Here is a 24,745-nt window from a genome sequence, read left to right on the forward strand (position 1 = left end):
CACCACCCTGGAACACCGTACGACCGGAGGAAGCACCGCAGATGACCGACACCGTCCACCAACCGGCGGCGGGCTGCCCGTTCGGCCACGACCAACAGGCAGACACCGCGCTCCCCGACCCCGTCAAGCTCTACGGGCCGGAGTACAAGAGCGATCCGTACCCCCTGTACCGGCGGATGCGCGAGGCCGGTCCGGTCCACCGGGTGGAGTTCCCGAGCGGCATCCACGCCTGGCTGGTCACCGGCTACCGGGCCGCGCACGCGACCCTCAACGACACCCGGCTCGGCAAGAACCACGCTCTGGGCAACGCGAATTGGCGCCGACTGGCCTCGATCATGCCCGAGCCGCAGCACTCCCAGCTCCAGGTGCACCTGCTCCACCAGGACCCGCCCAAGCACACCGCGATGCGCCGACTCGTCCTGGACGCCTTCGCGCCCCGCCGGGTGGAGGCCCTGCGCCCGCGCCTGCAGGAGCTCGCCGACGCCCTGGTCGACGACCTGCTCGCCACCGGCGGCGCCGACCTGGTGGCCGGCTTCGCGGCCCACTTCCCGTTCCGGGTGCTCGCCGAAGTCATCGGCCTGCCAGCTGAGTTGGCCGTGCGATTCGACCGCGACTGGGGCAAGGTCGTCCAGCCGGTCGGCCCGCTCGACCCGGGCCGGGCGGCGTACGAAGGGCGGCTGCGCGGGCTGCAGACGTACATCGCGGACGTCGTCGCCCACAAGCGCGCCCACTACGACCCGGCGCGGGCCGAGGACGACCTGCTGGGGCGGCTCGTCGCCGCCTGCGATGCGGGCGAGTTGAGCCGCGAGGAACTGGACTCCATGGTGTTCCAGCTGCTGGTCGCCGGCCAGGAGCCGGTCACCAACCAGATCACCACCATGCTGATCACCCTGCTGCGCCACCCCGACCACCTCGCGCGCCTCAGGGACGGCACGACCGGCGACCACACGGACGGCGACCGCATGGAGGACCCGGGCCTGCTCGCCCGCGCGGTGGAGGAACTGCTGCGCCACGACGCCGCGTTCGAGCTCACCACCTGGCGGTTCTTCGCCGAGGACAGCGACCTGTTCGGCACCACCGTCCCCGCCGGCGACTCCGTCATCGTCTCGCTCTGCGCCGCCAACCGCGACGACGAGCAGTTCCCGGACGCCGACCGCCTCGACTTCGACCGTACGCCCAACGCCCACCTCGCGTTCGGCCACGGCATCCACTACTGCCCCGGCGCCGCCCTGGCCCGCGCCGAACTCCAGATCGCCATCGGCACGTTGCTCTCCCGTCTGCCCGGGCTGCGCCCCGCCGGGGCGGAGGCCGCCGGTCTCGATGCGCTCACCTGGATCCCCGCCGTCCTGGCCCGCGGGGTCAACAAGCTGCCGGTCGCCTACGACAGGCGTGTCTGACCGGCCACGCCATTCCCCGGCCCCCCGGCGCCCCGGCCGCACAACCGGGGCGCGGCTCCGCCTGCCCCGAAGCCCGTACGACGTTCCGTGGAGGACCACCATGCCGCCCGTCGGCACCGTTTCCACCGTCACCACCGACTCCCAGACCGAGAAATCCGATCAGGCCGGCGAGAGCACCAGAAGCCTCTCCGCCCGCGTCCTCGGCCTGCTGCTGCCGCACCGTCGCGCGTCCGACCCCGAACTCGACGCGACGCCGGACCACTTCCCGCTCCAGCTGGAGCAGCTCGCCGACTTCATCGCCGCCGGCGACCCGATCCTGTTCACCCTGCCCGGCTTCCCCTGCAAGTCGCCGAACCCGGCGAAGGTGCTCGGCCACCTGCCCGACGAGGGCGAGCGCCTGTCGCTCACCTTCCTCAACCGGCTCTGCGAGGAGATCGGCGCCCTCTACGAGCCCGGCGCACAGATCCTGATCTGCTCGGACGGGCACATCTTCGGCGACCTGATCAACGTCCCCGACGACCACATCGACGACTACTCCGACGAGTTGGCCGCGATGATCGGGCGCGAGGGCCTGACCCACCTCGCCACCTACGACCTGCGGGCCGTCCTCGGCGACCTGTCGTTCGACGAGAAGCGGGCCCGGGTGCACGCCCAATATGCGCCGAGCGTCGAGGAGTTGCGCGAGCAGGTGCTGACGGACGAGGAGACCCTCCGGCTCTACCGGGGCATCACCCGCTTCCTCACCGAGGACACCGTCGGCTTCACCGGCACCAGATCCGCCCTGCAGCGCGACTGCCGGCGCCGCGCGTACGGCGTGATCCAGCGCAGCCGGGCCTGGGGCGACCTGATCGCCGAACAGCACCCGCGCTCGTTCCGGCTGTCCATCCACCCACAGCGGGCGGGGGTGCTGAAGTTCGGCATACGGCTGCTGGAGGCGGCCGACGCGTGGATGACGCCCTGGCACTCCTCGGTGCTCCACCGGGCGGACGGCCGTTGGGAGTTGCTGCGCAGCCAGGACGCCGCCGAGGTCGGGCGGCTGGTCGAACGCGACGGCCGCCCGAGCCACTACGAGATCGTCTGACGGTCGCGGTCGGGCGTCGGTTGCCCGTCGGCGGGGCGTGCGGGCGTGCGGTGGTCGAAGGCGATCAACGGGTCGCCGGTGAGCGGGTGTTCGACCACCGCCGCCCGCACGCCGAACACCTCGGCCAGCAGCTCGGCGGTGAGCACGTCGCGCGGCGCCCCGGAGGCCACCAGGACGCCCCGATGCAGGACGTGCAGGCGGTCGCAGACCGAGGCGGCGGCGTTGAGGTCGTGCAGCGCGACCAGGGTGGTGCGGCGCTGTTCCCGCAGCAGGGCCAGGAGTTCGACCTGGTGCCGGACGTCCAGGTGGTTGGTCGGCTCGTCCAGCACCAGGACGTCCGGCTGCTGGGCGAGCGCCCGGGCCAGCAGCACCCGCTGGCGTTCGCCGCCGGACAGCTGGGCGAACCGGCGTCCGGCGGCGTCCGCCATGCCGACCCGTACCAGCGCGTCGGCGACGATCCGGTGGTCCTCGGCGTCGTCGGCGGCGAACGCCCGCTTGTAGGGGGTGCGTCCCATCGCGACGACCTCGCGGACGGTCAACTCGAAGTCCCCGCCGCGCTCCTGCGGCAGCGCGGCGATGTGCCGGGCGGACTGCGCGGGGCTGAGCTCGCCCAACTCCCGTCCGGCCAGCAGCACCCGCCCGGCGCTCGGCCGCAGGTGCCGGTAGACGGTGCGCAGCAGGCTGGACTTGCCGCTGCCGTTGGGCCCGACCAGTCCGGCGATCTCGCCCTCCTTGGCGACCAGGTGGACGCCGGCCACCACCGTCCGCCCGGCCAGGGCGACGCTCAAGTCCTTGACGGCGATTCTCAATTGCGCTCCAGTCGTCGGTCCAGCAGGTAGAGCAGGGTGGGCGCGCCGAGTACGGCGGTGACGACGCCGATCGGCAGCTCCTGGCCGTCCAGGGCCGTGCGGGCGAGGGTGTCGACGACGACGAGCAGCAGGGCGCCGGTGAGCGCGGACAGCGGCAGCAGGCGCCGGTGGTCGCCGCCGACGAGCAGCCGACACACGTGCGGCACCATCAGCCCGACGAAGCCGATCGCTCCGGATACAGCGACCAGCACGCCGGTGAGCACGCTCGTGACGACGAAGATCTCGCGGCGCAGCCGGGTAACGTCCACGCCGAGCCCGGCGGCCGTCTCGTCGCCCATCAGCATCGCGTTGAGTCCGCGCGCGCGGGCCTGGAGCAGGGCCAGTCCGAGCGCCACGGCGGCGGCGGGAACGGCGAGTTGGGCCCAGACGGCGCCGCCGAGGCTGCCCATGAGCCAGAACAGGACACCCCTGGTCTGCTGCTCGTCGCTGGTCTGGAGAACGAGGTAGCTGGTGATCCCGCCGAGGAACTGGGCGATGCCGATGCCCGCGAGGACCAGCCGCAACGGGGAGAACCCGCCGCCGCGCCGGGCCAGCAGCCACACCAGGGAGAACGCGCCGAGCGCGCCGGCGAAGGCCGCCAGGGAGACGGTGAGACCGAGCGCGCTGCCGAAGGAGAGGTCGAGACCGAGGGTGGTACCGAGGACGATGGTGGCGACGGCCCCGAGCGAGGCGCCGGAAGAGATGCCGAGCAGGTAGGGGTCGGCGAGAGGGTTGCGGACGAGGGCCTGGACGGCGGTGCCGACCAGGCCGAGCCCGGCACCGACGACAGCCGCCAACAGGGCGCGGGGCACGCGCAGTTGCCAGACGATGAGGTCGCGGGTACCGGGTTCCTGGGCACGTCCGGTGAGCCGGCGGGCGACCACCGACCAGACCTCGCCGGGCGGCACGTCGACGGCGCCGAGCGAGACGGCCGCGGTCAGCGCGAGCACCAGGGCGACGGCGAGTCCGGCGGCCAGCGGCCCGGCCCGCAGGGTGCGGGCCGGGCGGGGGCCGGCGGTCCCGTCCGCCTCGGCCGCCGAGGCAGAGGCTTCGGATCCAGTGGCGGAGGAAGAGGCAGAGGCCGAAGTCACGGTCTACTGCCCGCTCTTGACGAGGTCCGGGTGGACGGTGGCGGCGATCTGCCGGACGGCGTCGGCGTTGCGCACCCCCGCGATGGTCGTGACCTCGGAGCCGAGCCGCACGAAGTGCCCCTCCTGGACGGCCTTGAGACCCTGGGTGGCGGGGAAGCTCTTCAGGAACGCCTCGGCGTCGTCGAACGCCTTGCGGGTGGCCTCCTCGCTGCCGCGGTTGCGGACGGAGAGCTGGATCCAGTCAGGGTTCTTGGCGACCACGTCCTCCCAGGAGCCGGGCTTGAAGTCGGCGTCGCAGTCGGCGAACACGTTGCGGGCGCCGGCCAGGGTGATCACCGCATTGGCGACCTGCCGGCCGCACACGGAGACCGGCTGCTTGGTGCCGGCGTCGAAGTCGAAGACGAAGTAGCTCGGCCGCTGCCCGTCCGGGACGCCGGCCAGCGCGGTGCGCACCTCGCCGACCCGCCGCTCCATGCCGGTGACGAGCTCCTCGGCGCGGGCGGCCGTGCCGGTGACGGCGCCGAGCCGGCGGATGTCGTCCTCGACCTGGGCGAGGTCGGTGCGCGGCGCCTTGGCGGCCTTCGGGGTGCCCGCGCAGGCGGTGGAGAGCAGGAAGACGTGCTGGATGCCGGCCGCCGTGAACTCCTCCTCGGTGGGCCCGTTGGCGCCGCCGCCCATCATCGGCATCGCGCCGAAGGTGTCGACGTAGAGATCGGCGCCGGAGCCGAGCAGCTTCTCCTTGGGGATGGTCCGGTCGCCCAGCACGGGCACCTTGGCGCCCTGCTCGGCGAGGTCCGCCGGCAGAGTGCCCTTGCCAGGCGGGAAGCCGGTACCGATCAGGCGGTCGCCGGCGCCGAGTCGGAGGAGCATCTCCAGACTCGCGGCGTTGCTGGTGACGATCTTCCCGGGCACCTTGGCGATGGTGGTCTCCTTGCCCGCGCAGTCGGAGACCTTGACGGGGAAGGCGCCGGCGGGGCCGGCCTTGGCCACGTCCTGCGCGCCCCGGCCACCGCCCCCTCCCCCGCTGCTTCCGCAGGCCGTGGCGAACAGGGCGACGGCGGCCGCGACGGCGCAGACAACGCGAGGGCGCATGGGAACTCTCCTGATCGGTGATCGTGCTCGGGGCCCGTCCTGCGGACCCGGACCAGGTAGTCGGCTGGATTCCCCGGCGGGTTCCCGGCGACTTTCGCCGCGCGGGCGGCGGGCACCGATGCCCGGCGTACGCTGACCGGATGGCCGCTCCCACCGTCCTGCGGGACGATCTCGACCTGCCCGTCCGGCTCGGCCCTGGCCCGGTGCGGCGGGTCGTCTCGCTGGTGCCGTCACTGACCGAGGCGGTCGCCGCCACCGCGCCCGGGCTCCTGGTCGGCGCCACCGACTGGTGCAGCCACCCGGCCGGACTGGCCGTCACCCGGATCGGCGGCACCAAGAACCCGGACGTGCCGCGGATCCTCGCGCTCGCCCCGGACCTCGTCCTCGCCAACGACGAGGAGAACCGGCGGCCCGACCTGGACGCGCTGCGGGCGGCCGGCGTGCCGGTGTGGGTCACCGACATCCGCACGCTCGACGACGCGTTCCGCTCGCTGGACCGGATGCTCACCGCCGCATGCGGGCTGCCGCGGCCGGGCTGGCTGGACGAGGCGGAGGCTGCGTGGCGGGATGTGGGCAGGACACAGGAGGACGGCCCGCGGGCCATCGTGCCGATCTGGCGCCGCCCCTGGATGGTCCTCGGGCGCGACACCTTCGCCGGGGACCTCCTGCGGCGCCTCGGCGTGCGGCTCGTCCACGCCGACCACCCCGAGCGCTACCCCGCCGTGCCCCTGCCCGAACTGCTCGCCTGCGCTCTGGACTTGGTGATCCTGCCGGACGAGCCGTACCGCTTCACCGCCGACGACGGCCCGGAGGCATTCCCGGGAGTGCCGACGGCGCTGGTCAGCGGACGGCACCTGACCTGGTACGGACCCTCGCTCGTCGCGGCTCCGGCCGTCCTCGCCGAGGCGTTGGGCCACCCGTTCGTACAAGGCAGGATCAACGCATCGTAGGATGACCGCCACTCACCGGGCCCGCCGGTGACGAGTGGGGGGAACCACATATGGCAGTGAGCACATCCCGGCGTGCGCTGGTGATGGTGTCGGCTGTGGCCGTCTCAACGGCCGTCCTGGCCGGATGCGGCAGCAAGCCCGCCGACGGCCACACCGACGCGGCGCCGAACACGACGGCAGTGGCCACGACCGCCTCGCCCACCGACACGCCCAGCGCGAGCCCGGCCGCGACGACTTCGCCGACCGCGAGCCCCAGCGCCACCGGCAGTCCGAGCCCGACGGCGAGCAAGTCGGCCAAGCCCACCCCGACCCCGACGCCGAGCAGCGCCAAGCCCGGCGCGGCCAGGCCGTCCGGCGGAACGGGCGGCGCAAACAGCGCCGGCACCGCCGAGAAGGCCCCCGCCCCGGCAGTGGCGGCCCCCGCGCCGACCGCCAAGCCCGGCCCCGTCGCTCCCCCGCCGCCGCCCGCGCCCGCGACCCCGCACGTCCCACCACTGCAGAGCGGCTGCCAGCCGTCCAAGCCCCAGCCGGACGAGCCCAAGGAGGCCGTCGCGGCGGCCCTCGCGGCCGCCGCCGAGAAGCCGCGGACTCTCAGCCTCAGCAACGGCGGCACCGACAAGCTCCCGCCGCTGCCCGTCAACCTGGTCAAGGCCATCGCCTGGCAGGAGAGCGGCTGGCAGTCCGGCATCCTCGCCTGCGACGGCGGGATCGGCACCATGCAGGTCATGCCGAACACGATCAGCTGGATGAACAACAAGTTCGGCACCGCCTCCGACCCGAAGACGCTCCCCGGGAACGTCCAGCTCGGCACGCAGCTGCTCGACTGGCTCGTCGCCTACTTCGGCGACTCCTCCTTTGGCGGCAAGTACGACCTCTCCCCCGACCCGGCCACCGGCAAGACGCCGCTGCTCGATCTGGTCATCGCCGCGTACAACGCGGGCGCGGGCAACGTGCACTACAACACCGTCACCGACCCGGCCACCGGCGAGACCGAAGGCAGCCTCGTCATCCCCAACCCGAGCTACGTCGCCAACGTGAAGGCGCTGATGTCCGGCCAGCCCTGGAACAAGGCCGGCTGACGGCGCAGGGCCCGGAACGCGGCTCTCGCGTTCCGGGCCCTGCGGACATGCGGGCGTGCGGGCGTGCCTGGCTGCTAGCCTCGCGCGGCCGAGACGGCGGCGCCCAGCGCCTCCTTGATGCGCGGCCCGAGCCGGGCGAAGCCCAGCTCCTTCATCGCCGCACGCAGCAGCTCCTCGTCACTGCGCTCGACACCGTCGCCGTCCACCCACCGCACGACGGCGAGCAGTTCCTCCGCCGAGTAGGCGGTCACGGGCCGCCCGGGCGTGAAATCCGGCTTGGCCGGCGGCCCGGCGGGCTCGTCAGCGGCGGCCTCGGCCTCGGTGGAGGCGGGAGCCTCGGCGACGGCCTCGGTCTCAGCGGCCTCCGGCTCGACCTCAGCAGCCGGCTCCTCGGCCTCAATCACGACCTCCGGCTCGGCAACCACCTCGACCTCGGCGGCGGGCGTCTCGATGACGGCCTCCGGCTCGATGGCCTCGACCTCGGCGGCGGCCTCAACGGCGGCCTCCGGCTCGGCAGTCAGCTCGGCCTCGACGGCCTCCGGGTCAGCAGTCGCCACGGCCTCAGCGGCCTCCGGCTCCTCAACCACAGCAGGCGCCTCGGCGACGACCTCGGTCTCAGCGGCCTCCGGCTCGACCTCGGCAACCGGCTCCTCGGCCTCAATCACGACCTCCGGCTCGGCGACCACCTCGACCTCGGCGGCGGGCGTCTCGATGACGGCCTCCGGCTCGATGGCCTCGACCTCGGCGGCGGCCTCCGGCTCGGCGGTCGGCTCGGCCTCGACGGCCTCCGGCTCCTCAGCCGCAGCAGGCGCCTCGTCGGCAACCTCGGTCTCGGCGGAGACTGCCTCGGCCTCCGCCGGCTCCTCCGACTCGGCAGTCTCCGGCTCCGCCTCGGCAGCCTCGGCGAGGGCGGCGGTGGCGGCGGCCACGAGGTCGTCGGCGGCCGGGGAGGGCGCCGGGAGAGACACGACGGCCTGCTCGGCCTCGGCCTCGGCCGCAGCCTCGGCGGCCGGCTCCGTCTCGTCCTCAGCAGCCGGCTCGACCTCGGAAGCCTCCGCCTCCTCCTCCGCCAGCCCGTCGCGCTGCCCGCCCGCCAGGGCCTGGCGGGCCGCGAACGCGGCCTCGGCGGCGCGGCGGTCGGCCTGGGCGGCGGTGAGTTCGGCGAGCAGGTCGCCGAGGCCGGCCTCCTCCAGGGTGGCGCGCAGGCTGCGGATGGTGTGCAGGCGGTAGAGGGTGCCTTCGTCGGCGGCGAGCCGCTCGACGAGGTCGATGAGGTCGCCGAAGGCGAGCCCGTCGAGGTCGTGCTCGGGGAGCAGCCGGGTGAGTTCGCGCAGCCCGGCGTTGATCGCGTCGAGGCTCTGGGCGGTCTTCGCGACCAGGTCGCCGTCGGCGGGGACGGTCGGGAGGGTGCCGGAGGGGGCGAGAGCGGCCCAGGCGCGGCGCTCGATCTCGGCGGAGGCGAGCGCCTCGTGGAGGTCCTCGCGGCGGGTGCGGCGGTCGGTGGCGAGGGCGGCGGCCTGCTTGCGCAGGGCGCGGGCGCGCAGCCAGGAGAGCTTGATGCCGCGCTCGCGGCGCCACGCGCCGTCGGCGGTGGCGGCGGCGAGGGCGTCGAGGTCGGCGTCGTAGGCGGCGACGGTGAGGGTGGCCGAGGTGCGGTGGACGCGCTGGAGCATCTCGACGAGGAGCGCCGTCTTGGCGACGGTGTCGGGCTCGTCGAGCTTGGCCTCGGCGGCGAGGGCGGTGACGGCGTCCCAGGTCTGCTGGAGGTCGCGGCCGCGGAGTTCGGCGAGCGCGGTGGAGGCGGCGCGGGCGTCCTCGGGGGTGGCGACGGTGTCGACGGCCGCGTACCAGGCATGGGTGTCGGCGGTGAGGGTGAAGGCCCCGAGTTCGGCGTAGCGGCCGAGGTCCTCGCGGAGATCGGGCTCCGCCGTGGTGGCCTTGGCGTCCTGGGGGTCCTTGACGTCTGCGGCGTCGGCGACGTCCGCCGGGTCGGCTGCGTCGGCGTTGCGCGAGTGAAGCACTGTCATGTGAGGTCCGGTTCTGGGCGACGACGGCGGGGCTGGCGGCGAGGGGGCGGCGGACCGGTTGCGCGGGGGTGCCCCGGGACGGGGCCGGGGGGCCGCGCGGTCGGGCTGCCGGTTGTGGAGGCCCAGAATACGGGTGCCCGTTCGAGCCTTGCACGCACCCACCGTCCGAAGGGCCGGTGTCGCGTGCCATACCGTCCGTCTGGCCGCTACTCGGGAGGGCCGGGCGGGTGGCCGCCCGCTGCTCCGGACGAGTGCCCGCGCCCGTCCCCGGGGCGTCGCAGGCGGTCCAGGGGGACGGTGCGGACCCGCCGTCCGAGGGGCGGGCGGTACCCGGCGCGGGCGAGGCCGGCGAGGTCGACCGGCGCGAGGTACTCGTACAGCTCGGTACGGTGCCACCACGCGCCGGTTTCGCGCAGTTCGCGCCAATCGGTGAACCGGTAGAGGTGGAGGGTCGCCCGGACGTGGGTCGGCGGGGCGTCCGGGAAGGGGTTGTGGCGCAGCAGCCGGAGGGTGGCGGGGTCGCCGGCGAGGAGGCGGGCGACGAAGGGCAGGAACCAGGGGCGGGCGTAGGCGGGCGAGATGCCGGCGAACCACATCAGCCAGTCGAGCCGCAGGTGGTAGGGGGCGTACTGACGCGGGAGGCGGCGCACGTCGCCGGGTTTGCCCTTGAAGCCGTACTCGCGCCAGACGGTGTGCGAGGTGACGACGGGCTCGTCGGTGCCCTCGACGACGACTTCCTGGCGGATGCGGTTGATGCTGCCGAAGGCGCCGTAGGTGTTGACGAGGTGGAGCCGGTTGAAGGAGCGGTTCATGATCTGGCGGCGGGAGACGAGGTTGCGTGCCGGCCAGTAGCTGAGGACGGCGACGGTCGCGGTGAGCGCGATCACGAGGGCCTCGAACCAGGCGGGCGTGGCGTGGTAGTGGCGCGGGTGGACGGGCAGGCCGAGGCGGGCCGGGTCGACGGCGGCGAGGGCGAGCGTGACGGTGAGCCAGTTGAGCCAGGCGAAGTTGCCGGAGGCGACCAGCCACAGCTGGGTGGCGACGATCAAGGAGGCCGCGTAGGTGGCGACCGGCTGCGGCAGGAAAAGGCAGACCGGGACGACGAGTTGGACGACGTGGTTGGCGGCGACCTCGACCCGGTGCAGCGGGTCGGGCAGGTGGTGGAAGAACCAGCTGAGCGGTCCGGGCATGGGCTGGGTCTCGTGGTGGTAGCGCAGGCAGGTCAGGTCGCGCCAGCAGCTGTCGCCGCGGATCTTGATCAGCCCGGCGCCGAACTCGACCCGGAAGACCAGCCAGCGCATCAGCCAGAGCACGAGGGCGGGTGGCGCGGTGTCGGCGTTGCCGAGGAAGGCGGCGAGGAAGCCCGCTTCGAGGAGCAGGGACTCCCAGCCGAACGAGTACCAGGTCTGCCCGACGTTGACGATGGAGAGGTAGAGCACCCACAGGACGGCCCACGGCAGCGGGGAGGCCCAGAGCGGGACGGCGTCGCCGAGTCCTGCGACGAGGGCGGCGGCGATGGCGGCGCCGGTCCCGGCGACGGCGGCGAAGAAGCGGTCGCTGTAGTGGAGATGGAAGAGGCCGGGCGCGTGGCGGAACGGGACGCGGGCGGTGAAGCGGGGCACCGGCAGCATGCCGTCGGCGCCGATGAGGGCGCGGAACTGGGCGGCGGCGGCGAGGAAGCCGATCAGGTAGAGGGCGGCGATCATCCGCTGGACGAGCAGCCGGCTCAGCCAGTAGTCGGGGGCGGCGAACCAGTCCATGCGGCCCATGCCTACCACCGGCGGCGGTCGGTCGGGCCCGAACGGGGGCGCGGGGGCGGGCGGTTCACCCGCTCGGCGCCTGGACGCCGGCCCAGGAGGCGGCCGGAGGAAGCTGACGGCCCGTGGACGGCATTGTGGCGGGGAGCCTCTCCTCGGGGGTGAGAGGCGCCCCGCCGCAATGAACTTTCGGACTGTTCTGAACGTTTTGGCTGATTCGGACGGTCGCGACGCGCGGTGCGTCCGGTTGTTCGGTTGCGGACTGGTGCGGTGGGTGGTGCCGCGAGCGGCCGGTCGGCGGTTCAGCCCGACAGGCCCAGGCCGGTCTCCCCGGTGATGCCCGGGCGTCCGGCGGGGGGTCCGCTCTGCTGGAGCCGGTCGACGAGCAGGGCGGCCAGCGTGCCGAGTTCCTCCTCCGTGCGGGACTGCGCGGTGACGTCCATGCCGACGGTGAGGACACCGTTGATCTGGCCGGTGCGCGCGGCCCGCAGCGGGGTGCAGGTGAAGCTGAAGATCTGCTGGATGCGCTGGCCCTCGGGACGGCCCGGCTGGATCCGGACGTCGTTGAGGACGGTGGCGCGCCCGGTGTGGTACGCCTCGGCGACGGCCTGCTGGAGCCCGGCCGCGCCGAGCTGCGGGTAGGCGACGCCGATCCCGCCGTACGCCGCCGGGGCGCCGAAGGTGTCGCCGTGCTGGGCGTTGGCGTAGCGGATCTCCTGGCCGGGGCCGTCGGTGAGCATGATCGGGAACGGGGAGCCGTCGAAGGCGGCGAACATCTCCTGCTGCTGGGCGAGGAGGGTGTCGCGCAGCCGGATCTCGGAGAGCAGCGCCTCGGCGAGGTGCTGGATGTCGCGCAGCCGCTCGCGGCCCCACTGCCGGGGTTCCCGGTCCAGGACGCAGACGGTGCCGATGACGGTGTTGGTGTCGTCGACGAGCGGGGCGCCGAGGTAGGCGCGCACGCCCAGTTCGTCGACGACCGGGTTTCCGGCGAACCGGGGGTAGGCGAGGATGTCGTCGAGGGCGAGCGGGGAGCGCTGGGCGACGACGTGCGGGCAGAAGCCGTGACTCAGCGGCATCTGACGGGTCGGGAGGTCGAACGCGATGCCGCGATCGGCCCACGATGCGCCTTCTTCGGCCACCGCTTCGGAGGAGTTTGGCGGGATGTAGAGCCCCCGGAACATCTGGCGCTCGTCGTTGATGAAGTTGACCATCGCGATGGGGGCGCGGGTGATGCTGGCGGCGAGGTGGGCGAAGCGGTCGAAGGCCTCGTCCGCGGAGGGCTCGTTGAGACCGAGGCTGCGCAGTCTGCGGGTCCGCTCGGACTCCCCGGCGGCACCCGGGAACTGGCCTTGAGTGCTCATCACATCAGTCATGGCGACATGTAATCAGACATCAGGGCGGTTCGGCGCCCCCCGGTGCGCTTCGCCACCCTTGCTGATGGACAGTCAAAGCCGCACGTGAACGGCCGCTCGGCAGGTTGTCGAGCGGGGGAAGATCACTTCCCATCCGGCGGCGCCGTAAAACCAGCCCGGATTCGGACGATCTTTTTCACGCCAATCCAAGATCGACTCTGGGTCACCTCGATGTGCCCATATGACAATGAGCCCTGCCGAAGACACGGACGGTAGCCCCATCCCCAGGGGAACCCGGCCGAAGTTCCGCATGCACCGGTTGCAAAGGGGCACTTGGGGCAACCGGCCGCCACCTCCCCACCCCCACCTCATCACATCGGCGGCCGGCGCGGCATCGGCGGCACGGACGGAGGGCACGACACCCGCTGACACGAGAGGACCGCAACATGGCGATGGACTACTTCACCGACGAGCGTCACGAGAGCATCCGAGCCGAGGTGCGTGAGTTCGCCGAGAAGGAGATACGTCCGCAGGTGGCCAGAATGGAGGCCGACCGGACGGTCGAGTTCGAGCTCTCACGGGAGATCGCCCGCCGGGGCTGGATCGGCGCGACCATCCCGCGCGAGTTCGGCGGACTGGGGCTCGGGCACCTCGCCAAGACCGTCATCGTCGAGGAACTCGCCCGCGTCAGCGGCGCGATGGGCGCGATGGCGCAGGCCTCGCAGCTCGGCGTCGCCAAGGTCCTCCACTTCGGCACGAACGGCCAGCGGCGCGCGTGGCTGCCGAGGTTCGCCTCCGGGGAGTCGCTGCCGACCATCGCCGTCACCGAGCCCGACTCGGGCGGCCACGTGCTCGGCATGACCGGCACCGCGCGCCGGGAGGGCGACGAGTACGTCCTCAACGGCCGCAAGTGGTTCGTCGGCAACTCCCACATCGGCGACGTGCACGGCGTGGTGCTCCGCACCGACCAGGGCAGCCGGGGCCTCTCCGCGTTCCTCGTGGAGAGCGACCGCCCCGGCTTCCGCACCGGCGCCCTCGGCTCGCAGAGCGGGCTGCACGGCTTCAGCTTCGGCGAGGTCGTCTTCGAGGACTGCCGCATCCCGGCCGCCAACCGGCTGGGCCGGGAGGGCCAGGGCCTGGACGTCGCCTACTCCTCGTCCACGCTGTACGGGCGGCTCAACCTCGCCGCCGTCGCGCTCGGCATCCACACCGCGATCGTCGAGGACACCGCCCGCTTCGCCGAGGAGCGGGTGCTGTACGGCAAGCCGCTCAACCAACTGCCCAACATCGCGCTGAAGCTCGGCGAGATGCAGTCCCGGCTGATGACCGCCAAGCTCGCCGCGTACCACGCCTCGCACCTGCTCGACCACGGCAAGGCATGCGACGCCGAGCTGATGAACGCCAAGCTCATCAACACCGAGTACGCGCTGGACTCGGCGCGCAACGCCATGGAGATCCACGCCGCCCGGGGCCTCCAGACCGAGTTCCACATCGAGCGCTACCTGCGCGACGCCACCCACATCTACCCGCCGGCCGGCACCTCGGACGTGCAGCGGCTGCGGCTCGGGCAGGTCGCGTCGGGTACGTACGGCAGGCAGTGGTCGGCGGAGCTGTCCGGGCTGGCCAGCTGGGCGTGGACCGAACTGGCCATGCGGGAGGCGGCGGTGGAGGAGCACGTAGAGCGTGGAGGGACGTTGATCTCTATGCCGCTGGCGGGCTGAGCGCGGAGCACACCGGCCGCTGGACCGACCACCCCTGTTCGCCGGTCCGACTGGCCGAAGCACACGGGCCACTGAGCACAGCTCTGCCGACCCTTCAGCATAACCGTGTTTGACCTGTTCCTGACGGCTCTCCAGGAGGATCCCCCCGGCTTCCCGGGGAGCCGTCACCGCTTTCGCGAAAGCCGTTCGACCTGCGACGATCCGTCGGCGCACGATTCCGTCCGGACTCGCACCCACGGTCAGAATCCGTTCACATATCGTCAGTTGATGTTGCGATGAGGGCACCTGGGACTGGTAGCGTTCCTGCCGTCGGCGGCCGTGCTGCACCCCGTCCGGACGTTGACACCGCGTCACCCCGTCCGGCAACCCGGCCGTGGCGCCCTGAAGCCCCGGCCGGACCGCGCGCGGGCCAACCCGCCGCTCGGCCCTGCAACTCGGCCCTGCAACAAGGAATCAGATGCCAGGCATATCGGCCCCCCGCACGGGCCACCGCGCCGGCCGGTCCGGCTCCCTCCGCAGCTCTCTCCTCGCCCTCGCGCTGGTCCCCAGCCTGGGCCTCGCCGCCGCCTGGGGATACGCCGCCTACCTGCTGCGCGACGCCGGACAGCGCACCGCCCTCGTCGCCGGCACCGTCGTCGTCGCCCTGGTCCTGCTGTACAGCCTGATCAACGGCATCCGCGCCGCCCGGGCCCTCTCCGCCCGCCTCGCCGGACTGCGCGCCGACACCCTCGCGCTCGCCCAGCAGGAGATCCCCGCGGTCGTCGGACGGCTGCGCTCCGGCGAGCCGGTGCCCGTCCCGCCCACCTGGTCCCCGTCCCGGCGGGCCGGCGACGAGGTGCAGCAGACCGCCGACGGCCTCGCCGCCGTCCGCCAGGCCGCCGTCGCCGCCATCGTCCACCAGGCCCAGGGCCGCGAGGGCACGAAGAAGGTCTTCCTCAACATCGCCCGCCGCACCCAGATCCTGATCCACCGCCAGATCAGCATGCTGGACGCGCTGGAGCGCGAGCACGAGGAACCCGACCTGCTGCGCGAACTGTTCGCGGTCGACCACCTCGCCACCCGCATGCGGCGCAACGCCGAGAACCTGGTCATCCTCGGCGGCGCGCTGCCCGCCCGGCGCTGGCGCAACGCCGTGCCCGTCGTCAACGTGCTGCGCAGCGCCGTCTCGGAGACCGAGAACTACGCGCGCGTCGTCGTCCAGGGCGTGCCGCGTGCCTCGCTCAGCGGGCAGGCCGTCGCCGACGTCATCCACCTGGTCGCCGAGCTGATCGAGAACGGCACCACCTTCTCCCCGCCGTACACCCAGGTGCAGCTCTCCGCGCAGGAGGTCCCCAAGGGTCTCGCGGTCGAGGTCGAGGACCGCGGACTCGGCATGACCGAGGAGGAGTACGAGCGGCTCAACGACTACCTGGCCAACCCGCCCGAGCTGGACGTCTCCGCACTCGGCGACGACCTGCGGCTCGGCCTGTTCGTCGTCGCGCGGCTGGCCGCCCGGCACGAGATCCAGGTGACCCTGCGGCCCTCGCCGTACGGCGGCACCCGAGCCGTGGTGCTGGTGCCCGCGGTGCTGCTGGAGCAGGCCGAGCAGCCGGCCGCGGTGCCCGGGCTCCCGTCCGGCGCGCGGGTCACGCGGACGCCGGTGCCGGAGCGCCGGCCGGGCGCGGACGGCGATCTCGGCGACGTGGACGGGGAGTTGTCGGGCGCGCTGGCCGGAGTGCTCAGCGGGCTGCTGGGTGGAGGTCCGGCGGCGGGTCCGGAGGGTGCTCCGGCGGCCGGTGTGCCGGGTGCGCCCGAAGTGCCCGGTGCTTCTGGTGCTTCCGGTGCTCCTGGTGCTTTCGGCGAGGGTGACTCCGGTGTGATCATCGGTGAGCTGCTCGCCCAGTACCCCGTGGCCGGCGACCAGGACGGCGTGGCGCCGCCCGCCAACGGCGGCCTGCCGGCGGGCTCCCCGATCCCCGGCCTGCCCGGCGCCGTGGTCGTCCCCCGGCCCGCGCTCCCCCGGCGGTACGACGACCTCGCCGAGAACCTCGCGGAGAGCCTCGGCGGTGCGGACGGCACAGGCGACGAGGGCGGTGCAGGCGGTGCGGCAGCTGCCGCGGCAGCCACGGCGAACGGCGCGGCCGGGGCCGGCTTCGACGGCACGTCCGCCGACCGCTCCGCGCCCACCCACGAACGCGCCCAGGAGGCCCCGTTGGACCACGACCCGGATGGCGGGCTGCGCACCCCGCGCGTCCTGCCGCAGCGGGTCCGCAACGCCAGCCTCGCCGAGCAGCTGCGGGAGGCCCACGCGCCCGGCGCCATGCTGCCCCCGTCGGCCGTCTCCGGGCCCGGGCCCGTCCCCGGTCCGGTCCCCCGCCCCGGCGGCCCGGCCGGCCCCCGGCACGGCACCGCCGAGGCCGACGACGCGTCCCCGCAGCGCTCCCGCGCCACCATGGCCGCCATCCAGCGCGGCACCCGGACCGCCCGCGCGGCCGACCCCGAACCGGACGCACCGACCGCACCCCCCGCACCGGCCGCACCTTCCGCCGCTCAGGAAGCCAAGGAACAGCAGTGATGACGCAGCACACCGACACCCAGCGCGACCTCAACTGGCTGCTGGACCAGCTGGTGGCGCGGGTACCCGAGACCCGCCACGCCATCGTCCTCTCCGAGGACGGCCTGCTGGTCGGCATGTCCCAGGGCCTCGACCGGGCCGACGCCGAGCACCTGTCCGCCGTCGCCTCCGGCCTGCAGAGCCTCGCCCGCGGCGCCGGCCACCGGTTCAACGGCGGGCGGGTCCGGCAGACCGTGATCGAGATGGACCAGCTGTTCCTGTTCGTCACCACCGCCGGCCGGGGCGCCCGCCTCGCCGTGCTCACCAGCGAGCAGGTGGACGCCGGACTGATGGCCTACGAGATCAACATGCTGGTCAAGCAGGTCGGCCAGTACCTCACCGCGGCGCCGCGCAGCGACGCCGGCCAGGTCGGCGTGGGTGGCGGTGCGTGACCGCCGACGCCGACGAGGCCTGGTTCTTCGACAAGGACGCAGGCCATCTGGTCCGTCCTTACGCGATCACCAACGGGCGCACCGGCCCGGTCCGTGACGGCTTCGCGCTGATCACCCTCGTGGTCACCGCCGACCCGCGCACCGACACCACCCGGCTGACGCCCGAACCGGCCGCGATCCTCGACCTGTGCCGCGAACGCCCGCTGGCCGTGGCCGAGATCGCCGCCACGCTCGACCTCCCGGTCAGCGTGGTCAAGGTGCTGCTCGACGACCTGGCCGAGGCACGGCTCATCCTCACCCGCGCCCCGGTCCAGCTCGCCGAGGCGCCGGACATCTCGCTGATCCAGGCCGTGATCGAGGGCGTCCGCCGGCTCTGAACCGGCGGACGCGTCGTTCCCGCGTCGCTTCCCGTGTCGTTCCCGCGACGCTCCGCACGGCCTTCCGCGCATCTCTCAGTCCGATTCCAGGAGACCCGAATTGACGACCCAGAGCCTGGTGCCGGGCGCGGTCAAGATCCTCGTCGCCGGCGGCTTCGGCGTCGGCAAGACCACCATGGTCGGCTCCGTCAGCGAGATCGAACCGCTGCAGACCGAGGAGCGGATGACCCGCGCCAGCATCGGGGTCGACAGCCTCGAAGGCATCCAGGACAAGTCCACCACCACCGTGGCCATGGACTTCGGGCGGATCACCGTCCGCGACGACCTGGTGCTCTACCTCTTCGGCACGCCCGGCCAGTTCCGGTTCTGGTTCATGTGGGACGACCTCGCGCTCGGCGCCCTCGGCGCGATCGTCCTCGCCGACACCCGGCGGCTCGAATCCAGCTTCGCCGCCGTGGACTTCTTCGAGCAGCGCGGCATCCCGTTCGCGATCGGCGTCAACTGCTTCCACGGCCGGCGCGACGCCGGCCCGGAGGACGTCCGCCGGGCCCTCGACCTCGGCCCCGAGGTGCCGATCGTGCTCTGCGACGTGCGGGAGCGGGCGTCCAGCAAGGAGCTGCTGCTCGCCCTGCTCGACCGGGTGCACCGCAACGCCCTCGCCGGACGGCGGTAGGGGCTAGGCGCGGGCGGCGGGGGTGCGGGCGGAGGATTCCAGTCCGGCGAGGGCACCGACCAGCGGGGCCAGCTCCGGGACCTCGGCCGCCTGCGCCAGGGTCGCCTCCAGGGTGGCATCGTGCACCGGGCGGGCCGAGGTCAGCAGCGCCCGCCCGTCCGGCGTGAGCTCGGTGTAGATCCCGCGCCGGTCGTCCGCGCACAGGTAGCGGCTGAGCAGGCCGCGGTCCTCCAGTCGGGTCACCAGCCGGGTGGTCGCGCTGCTGCTCAGTGCCGCCGCCCGGGCCAGCTGCTGCATCCGCATGTGCCAGCCGTCCTGTCGCGACAGCGCGTCGAGCACCGTGTACTCGACCACCGAGAGCCGGTGCTCCGCCTGGAGCGCCTTCTCCAGCGCCGTGTCGATCAGCCCGTGCAGCGCGGCGAGCGTGCGCCAGCCACGGGCGCGGACCTCGGCGGCGTCGTCGCGGATCCCCATCGGCCGCCTCCTCTTGCCCGGTTCGTTCTCGCCTGGTTCGTTCTCCCCTCGTTCAAGTATGCCAGCCGACGCGGATTACCTGTCCGTGCAAATACTTCTCCTTATGGCTTCTCCTTGTGGTCGGGGCTACGGTTCCGACGGGCCCCAGGCCGCGAGGCAGAGGGCGGCGGCCAGTTCCTCGGTGTAGGTGGTGGCGGCGAGCCAGGCCGTGGTGAAGGCCTCGTGGTCGTCGGGGATCACCCGGCCGAACACGTCGCGGCGGTGGTCGGTCGCGGCGGCGCGCAGGGCGTCGAGCAGGTCGGCCGCGGTGGCGAGCCCGGCGGCGCGCAGCCGGGCCGCGTCGGCGGCGGTCGTGCCCGCGCTCGGGGCGAGGGCGTTCCGGCCGGTGGTGACGGTCTGCTCGACCCGGCGGCCGAGCAGGTGCACGGGCGGGTCCAGGGGCTGTCCCTCCGGGAGGTCGGGGGTGGTGGTGGGGGTGCTGGTGGTCGTGACATCGGCGGCCTGGAGGCGTTCGAGGCCGAGGTTGACCCGCCCTGCCCGGTCGGCCGGGAGCGTCAGGGCCGGGGCACCCGGTGCGGGCTCGCCCGGGGGCGTGCCGACCGCGAGCAGGCGCAGCTCCGGGCGGGCGGCGCGTTCCAGGCGGCCGATCACCCGCAGCCGCAGGCCGGGCGCGGTCGCGAGCAGGGCCAGGTTCGCGCGGTGGGCGAGCCCCGGGTGGTCGTGCGCGGCGCGCAGCTCCACCACCGGACCGTCCTCGCCGCAGCGCGCCAGGAGCTGCGGCGCCCCGCCCGGACCGTACGCGGCCGGGCCCAGCAGGGTGACGTCCAGGAACAGCAGGTCACTCCCGGCCGGCCTGGTCTCGTACGGCAGCGCCTCCGCCGCGAGTGCCCGCGCCACTTGGGCGGCTACCGGCTCGGCCCACAGCGCGGCGGCGGGCTCCGCCGTCCACGCCGTGCCCGTCGCCCGGACGGCCCGGACGGCGGCACCCGCCCCGAGCCGTCCGCTCGCCGACCTGGTCGCGCCCTGGACGGCCAGCCCGGCGCGGGTGAACTCGCGGTGGCTGAGCAAGGCGTCGCCCAGCCGGACCGCCCGGTTGCCCGCCCCGACGGCCTGCGGGGCCGCTGCGGCCGGATCGCCGTGCGGCAGCACCTCGGAGACGGTGCTGAGCCGGCCGTCGGCGTCCACCGCCCAGCTGAGCACGCCCGCGTGCGTGGCTGTCAGCACCGGCTCGGCGAACAGCCCGTACAGCCGCAGCCCGCCCGCCTCGCCGTACGCCTGGCGGGCGGTGCCGCGCAGCTCCACGACCGGGCCGGGGCCCGCCGTGAGGCGCCGGGTGAGGGTGAGGAGCTCGCGCAGGCCCGCGACCAGGCCGGCCAGCCGGTGGTCCGGCGCACCCGAGCGGGCCGCCCGGACCCGCGTCGCCACGGCCACCGCCGCCGCGGCCGGGCGGTACAGGCCTGCCAGGCGCGCCCGGTGGGCGGCCCGCAGCAGCTCCGCCTGCGCGACGGCGCCCGCCCCGCTCACCCCTGCCGCCAGGACGGTGCACGCGGCGCGGTGGAGGTGCTGGGCGGCGGCGTGTTCGGGCGGGGTGAGGGTGTCGTCGTCCGCTGCCGTCGCGGGGGGTGTTTCCGGCTCGGGCGCCACGGGTGCTTCGGCCGGTTCCGCCGCTTCGGCCGCTTCGGCCGCTTCGGCCGCTTCGGCCAGCGGGCAGAGTGTGACCGCCGCCGCCCGGTGCCCGCACGCCGGGGCGAGCAGGCACCCGCAGCGCACGTCGGACGGGTCGGCGAGCACGCCGCCCGGGGCGTGCAGGACGAGCACCGTCTCCTCGTCCACCTCCACCCGCCACTCGTCGCCGGAGCGCACCACCGGACGCTCCGCCAGCTTTGCCGCCGCCCCGTCCAGCCGCTTCTGCAACCGCGCGCTCAGCCCGGCCACCACCTCGGCGACCACCTCCGGCCGCACCGAGGGCCAGCTCGTCGTCTGCTCGATCATGGTCATCGCACCTTCTCCCCCACCCAGCGGGCCAGTTCCAGCGGACTCAGCGCCGCCACCGGCATGCCGGCCGCAACCAGTTGGCCCGCGATCGCCTTCGAATAGCGGGCCGTCCCCGAGTCGTCCAGCGCCGCGCAGCCGAGCACGTGAACGCCCGCGTCCACCAGCGCCCGGGTCTGCGTCAGGAGCCCGCCGACCGGGCCGCCCTCCTCGAAGTCGCTGATCACCGCGACCAGCGTGCGCGACGGCACCGTCACCAGCTCCCGCGCATACCGCAGCCCGGTCGCGATGCTCGTACCGCCGCCGACCCGGACCTCCAGCAGCAGGCTCAGCGGATCCTCCACCCGCTCGGTCAGATCCACGACCTCGGTGGAGAACGCGACGAAATGCGTGCTCAGAGCCGGCACCCCGGCCAGGATCGCGGCCGTCAGCGCCGCCCAGACCGTCGACGCCTCCATCGAGCCGGAGACGTCCACCACCAGGATCAGCCGCCAGTCCGACGCGTGCCGGGCCCTGGTCCGGAACACCGGCCGCTCGGGCACGATCAGGGTGCCGCCGTCCTCGGACGGGCGGGCGGTGGCCAGGTTCGCCCGGATCGTCCGGTCGAGGTCCAGGCCGCCGCCGGGGCGCCGGCTCGGGCGCGGCACGCTGATCCCCGTCAGCGCCGGGCGCAGCCTGGTCGCCAGCTCGCGGGTGAGCTCCTCCACCAAACGCCGCACCAGCGGACGCAGCCGGGCCACCCGCGCCTCCGGCAGGCCGCCCGCGTGCTCCAGCACGGTGCGCAGCAGCTCGACGGACGGGCGGACGGCGTCCGGCTCGATCGCCTCCAGGGCGTCCGTGCGGCCCTGCGCAACGGCGGCGGCCAGGACCTCCTCGCGGAGGCCGGGCCCGAACAGCGCCGACAACTCCTCGGCCCACTCCCGCACCCCGGGGTACGGCGCCTCGCGTCCGCCCCGGCGGTCCCGCGCGTCCAGGTCGGGGCCGGAGCCCTCGCCCCGGCCGGAGCCGTACAACTCGTCGAGCGCGGTGGCGAGTCGGGCGCCACGGCCGGCAAGGCCGCCGCTGCCGGGGCGGCCGAGCAGCAGGCGCCAGCGCTCGGCGGGGGTGAGGGCGTGGTCGGTCGCCGGGAGGGCCGGCGGGGGCTCGGGGGGCGCTGTGGGTGTGCTCGGTGTAGGTGTGCTCGGTGTGGGTGTACGCCCTGTGGGTGCGCTCGCTGGTGGCGGGAGCAGGCCGCGACTGCCGAGCGCCGCACGGGCTGCGAGATCGGCGCGCGCCCAGCCCGCGAGCACGGCGGGCGGGACGGCGTCCGGCAGGGCGGCGAGTCGGGTGCCGAGGCGCTCCTCGACCAGGGTCAGCAGCCGGTCGCGGGCAGCCGGGCTGAGCGTGTCGAAGCCACCGCGCAGGGCGGGCAGCCGGTCGAGGAAGGCGGCGTCCGGCAGCGAGACGACCCGCTCCAGCACGGGTTCGAGCGCCTCGGGCGCGGAGGCGAACAGCCCCTCCGCCGCCGTCAGCAGCCCGACCAGCCCGCGCCCGAGCGCATGCCGGGCCTCCGGACCGGTGGCCCCGTCCACCCAGGAAGCCGCCCGCCCGCCGAGCACCGCGGCCGCCTCCTGCCCGAGCAGCACCCGCACCGCCCCGGCCGCGCCGCGCACCAACGGACTGCCGTGGTCGGCGAGTTCGCGCAGCACATGCCCGAGGCGCACCCCGCCCCCGAGATCCGCCCGCCGGGCCAGCTCCACCAACGCCCGCGCATCCGCAGGATCGTCCGACCCGCCCAGCCCCTCCAACTGCCGCACGGCGGCCACGGTCAGCACTTCGCCCACGGCAACCAGCGACTCGCCCGGGCAACTCGACTCGCCACGCGGCAACGCATGTCCCTGGGGTGAGGCGGAATCCTCTACACGTCCGGCAACGAGCCCGTCGGAAGCCGCAACAGCCACCTGCAGAGCGTCCGATGCAGCTTCGCCGACGGCCGGAGCGGCCACATCGCCGGCCAGGACCGTGGGTGCCTTCCCGTCGGAACAGCCCGGGATGTGGGCGGTGGGAGTCGAGGAGTCCCCTGGGGCCTCGGTGGGGAGGGCGTCCGGGTAGTGGCCGGCGGTGAGGCGGTCCACGAGGGCGAGGGCGTCGAGGAGGTCGGGGAGTGTGCCGGACGCGGGGAGGACGGTGGTGAATTGGGTGAGGCGGGTCCGGGTGAGGGTGGGAAGGGCGCACGCGGCGGCGTCGGTGAGGCCCTGGATGACCGCGCGCGGGGTGGGGCCGTCCTCCTGCTGCTCGCGGCGGAGGCGGTCGCGGAGTGTGCCTTCGGCGGCCTGAGCGGGGGTGACGCCGCGGGTGCCGGCGACGGTGAGCATGGCGGCGGTGGCGGGGGTCCAGTGGAGGCGCCAGCGGGTGCCGAGGGTTTCGGTGCCGCCCGGGCCGGTGGTGGTGACGGGGTCGGCGTAGGGGACGCCACAGGCGGTGAGGCGGTGGAGGAGGATCTCGCGGCGGCGGTCGAGGGGGGTGCGCAGCGGGTCGAGCCGCAGTTCGCGGGGGCCGGGGTCGGCGGGGGCGGGGAGACCGAGTTCGGCCAGGAGGGTTTCGACGGCGGGGGCGAGGCCGCTGCGCGGGGCGGCCGGGGTGGGGCGGCCGGTGCGGGTGCCGACCAGGACGCGTTCGAGGGCACGGGCGACGGCGCGGCCGCGGCCGACGGGTTCGCCCTGGGCGAGGGCGGTCTGGACGGCTTCGACGAGTTCGCCGCGGCCGGGGGCGGCGAGGCCGCGCAGGCGGGCGAGGTCGCCTGCGAGGCGGACGATCTCACGGGCGTCGGCGGGGCCGGAGGGGTGGTCCTGGGTGCGCAGGGCTTCGGTGATGCGGACGGCGGTGGTGGTGAGCGCCTCGGTGAGGCGTTCGGGGTCGCCGGCCGCGTCGAGCACGGTGTGCTGCCATTCGGGGTCGCGGATGCCGGCCGGGTAGCCGGAGCGGGCGTCGAGCAGCGGGTAGGTGTACGGGATGAGCGAGACGACGTGGTCGGGGGCGTCGCCGCTCGGCAGTTCTTCGCCGGCGGGCGGTCCGTCCAGCAGGGCGGGTGCGTGGAAGGCGCCGATCACGGCGGCGACGCGCCGGCCGCCGGCTGCGGCGTCCGCGATCCGGGCGCGCATCCAGGCTTCGCGCTGCAGGTCGTACGGATCGACGCCGGGCCCGGTCTCGGCGTCGCGGCGCATGGCCCAACCGACCAGGAGGGCGGCGCGGCGGACGGCGTCGGGGGTGGAGCCGGGGGCCGCGGTCTCGACGAGGCGGTCCCACAGGTCCTCGTCCCCCTTGCGCCCGGTGAGCCGGTGGCGCAGCGCGTCGGTGACGCCGGGTCCGGGGTGTTCCGGGCCCGGGCGGCCCCCGTCACGGCGTGCGTGGGCGCGGTGGGCGAGCGGGAGGTCGCAGGCGATGGTCTCGACGCCGTTGCGCCGGGCCCAGCGCAGGGCGGCGAGTTCCGGGGAGAAGTCGGCGAACGGGTAGAAGGCGAGCCCGTCGGCGCTCCCGGTGGGGCCGGCTGCACCGTCCGGGCCGGCCGGGGCCGCCGCCAGGGCGACCGGGGCCTCGGTGGCCTCGTCCGCCAGGTGGCCGAGCCAGGGCTGGAACTCGGCGGGGAGTTCGACCAGCACCACCTCGGGCCGGGCGGCGTCGAGCAGCGCGGGGACGACCGCACTGAGCGACGGCGCGTGGTGCCGCACGCCGATCAGGTAGGGCCCGGGCCGGTCGGTGCCGGCGGCGGCCAGGCGGGCCGCCACCGCCTCGACGGCCCGCCGCGGGTCGTCGGGGCCGGTGAAGTCGCCGGGGCGGCCGGGGGTTTCGGGCATCACCGCGCTGCTCATC

The 24,745-nt window shown here is 74.4% G+C and carries 18 protein-coding genes; 9 read left to right on the forward strand and 9 right to left on the reverse strand.

Annotated elements, in window-relative coordinates:
• Positions 1-41 precede the first annotated feature (41 nt).
• Complete coding sequence (locus KV557_RS09125) at positions 42-1,397, forward strand: cytochrome P450 family protein (RefSeq protein WP_218199268.1); 1,356 nt, start codon at positions 42-44, stop codon at positions 1,395-1,397.
• Between the two features lie 100 nt (positions 1,398-1,497).
• The gene (locus KV557_RS09130) at positions 1,498-2,478 is read left to right on the forward strand and encodes an L-tyrosine/L-tryptophan isonitrile synthase family protein (protein ID WP_218199269.1); all 981 of its coding nucleotides are present in this window, start codon (positions 1,498-1,500) and stop codon (positions 2,476-2,478) included.
• Here KV557_RS09130 and KV557_RS09135 read toward each other — a convergent pair.
• From KV557_RS09135 to KV557_RS09145, 3 genes are all read right to left on the reverse strand, one after another.
• Positions 2,463-3,287, reverse strand: a complete 825-nt coding sequence (locus KV557_RS09135) for an ABC transporter ATP-binding protein (RefSeq protein ID WP_218199270.1) — start codon at positions 3,285-3,287, stop codon at positions 2,463-2,465. The genes KV557_RS09130 and KV557_RS09135 overlap by 16 nt on opposite strands.
• A complete protein-coding gene (locus tag KV557_RS09140) occupies positions 3,284-4,318 on the reverse strand; it encodes a FecCD family ABC transporter permease (protein ID WP_256177164.1) in 1,035 nt (344 codons plus the stop codon). The genes KV557_RS09135 and KV557_RS09140 overlap by 4 nt, the downstream gene beginning before the upstream one ends.
• A gap of 102 nt (positions 4,319-4,420) precedes the next feature.
• Positions 4,421-5,509: an ABC transporter substrate-binding protein gene (locus KV557_RS09145; protein ID WP_218199272.1), complete on the reverse strand. Its 1,089-nt coding sequence runs from the start codon at positions 5,507-5,509 to the stop codon at positions 4,421-4,423.
• Positions 5,510-5,649: 140 nt separating this feature from the next.
• On the opposite strand from KV557_RS09145, the gene KV557_RS09150 reads away from it, so the two are divergent.
• Positions 5,650-6,459, forward strand: coding sequence for a helical backbone metal receptor (locus tag KV557_RS09150; protein ID WP_218199273.1), 810 nt, complete (start codon positions 5,650-5,652; stop codon positions 6,457-6,459).
• Between the two features lie 95 nt (positions 6,460-6,554).
• Positions 6,555-7,538, forward strand: coding sequence for a lytic transglycosylase domain-containing protein (locus tag KV557_RS09155; protein WP_218199274.1), 984 nt, complete (start codon positions 6,555-6,557; stop codon positions 7,536-7,538).
• Positions 7,539-7,612: 74 nt separating this feature from the next.
• Here KV557_RS09155 and KV557_RS09160 read toward each other — a convergent pair whose 3' ends face one another.
• The 3 genes from KV557_RS09160 to KV557_RS09170 form a co-directional block, all read right to left on the reverse strand.
• On the reverse strand, positions 7,613-9,565 hold the full coding sequence (locus tag KV557_RS09160) for a hypothetical protein (RefSeq protein ID WP_218199275.1): 1,953 nt from the start codon (positions 9,563-9,565) through the stop codon (positions 7,613-7,615).
• Positions 9,566-9,771: 206 nt separating this feature from the next.
• Entirely contained in the window at positions 9,772-11,325 is a 1,554-nt protein-coding gene (locus KV557_RS09165; RefSeq protein WP_218199384.1) for a lipase maturation factor family protein, read from the reverse strand.
• A 299-nt stretch (positions 11,326-11,624) separates the two neighbouring features.
• Complete coding sequence (locus KV557_RS09170; protein WP_256177143.1) at positions 11,625-12,683, reverse strand: GAF domain-containing protein; 1,059 nt, start codon at positions 12,681-12,683, stop codon at positions 11,625-11,627.
• Between the two features lie 443 nt (positions 12,684-13,126).
• On the opposite strand from KV557_RS09170, the gene KV557_RS09175 reads away from it, so the two are divergent.
• The 5 genes from KV557_RS09175 to KV557_RS09195 all read left to right on the forward strand — a co-directional run bounded on the left by KV557_RS09175 (position 13,127) and on the right by KV557_RS09195 (position 18,430).
• Entirely contained in the window at positions 13,127-14,395 is a 1,269-nt protein-coding gene (locus tag KV557_RS09175; RefSeq protein WP_218199385.1) for an acyl-CoA dehydrogenase family protein, read from the forward strand.
• Positions 14,396-14,852: 457 nt separating this feature from the next.
• Positions 14,853-16,949: a sensor histidine kinase gene (locus KV557_RS09180; RefSeq protein ID WP_218199277.1), complete on the forward strand. Its 2,097-nt coding sequence runs from the start codon at positions 14,853-14,855 to the stop codon at positions 16,947-16,949.
• On the forward strand, positions 16,949-17,380 hold the full coding sequence (locus KV557_RS09185; RefSeq protein WP_218199278.1) for a roadblock/LC7 domain-containing protein: 432 nt from the start codon (positions 16,949-16,951) through the stop codon (positions 17,378-17,380). The genes KV557_RS09180 and KV557_RS09185 overlap by 1 nt, the downstream gene beginning before the upstream one ends.
• Positions 17,377-17,757: a DUF742 domain-containing protein gene (locus KV557_RS09190; protein WP_218199279.1), complete on the forward strand. Its 381-nt coding sequence runs from the start codon at positions 17,377-17,379 to the stop codon at positions 17,755-17,757. Before KV557_RS09185 ends, KV557_RS09190 begins: the two co-directional genes overlap by 4 nt.
• Positions 17,758-17,857: 100 nt before the next feature.
• Positions 17,858-18,430 carry a GTP-binding protein gene (locus tag KV557_RS09195; protein WP_256177144.1) on the forward strand — a complete coding sequence of 191 codons (573 nt, stop codon included), beginning with the start codon at positions 17,858-17,860 and terminating at the stop codon, positions 18,428-18,430.
• 3 nt (positions 18,431-18,433) lie between these two features.
• Here the strand turns inward: KV557_RS09195 and KV557_RS09200 are convergent, their stop codons facing one another.
• The 3 genes from KV557_RS09200 to KV557_RS09210 all read right to left on the reverse strand — a co-directional run bounded on the left by KV557_RS09200 (position 18,434) and on the right by KV557_RS09210 (position 24,744).
• Positions 18,434-18,904 carry a MarR family winged helix-turn-helix transcriptional regulator gene (locus KV557_RS09200; protein ID WP_218199280.1) on the reverse strand — a complete coding sequence of 157 codons (471 nt, stop codon included), beginning with the start codon at positions 18,902-18,904 and terminating at the stop codon, positions 18,434-18,436.
• A gap of 126 nt (positions 18,905-19,030) precedes the next feature.
• Entirely contained in the window at positions 19,031-20,896 is a 1,866-nt protein-coding gene (locus tag KV557_RS09205) for a hypothetical protein (protein WP_218199281.1), read from the reverse strand.
• A 2-nt stretch (positions 20,897-20,898) separates the two neighbouring features.
• Positions 20,899-24,744, reverse strand: a complete 3,846-nt coding sequence (locus tag KV557_RS09210; protein WP_218199282.1) for a vWA domain-containing protein — start codon at positions 24,742-24,744, stop codon at positions 20,899-20,901.
• Position 24,745 lies beyond the last annotated feature (1 nt).

It is taken from the genome of Kitasatospora aureofaciens (assembly GCF_019192735.1).
Taxonomy (GTDB): domain Bacteria; phylum Actinomycetota; class Actinomycetes; order Streptomycetales; family Streptomycetaceae; genus Kitasatospora; species Kitasatospora aureofaciens_A.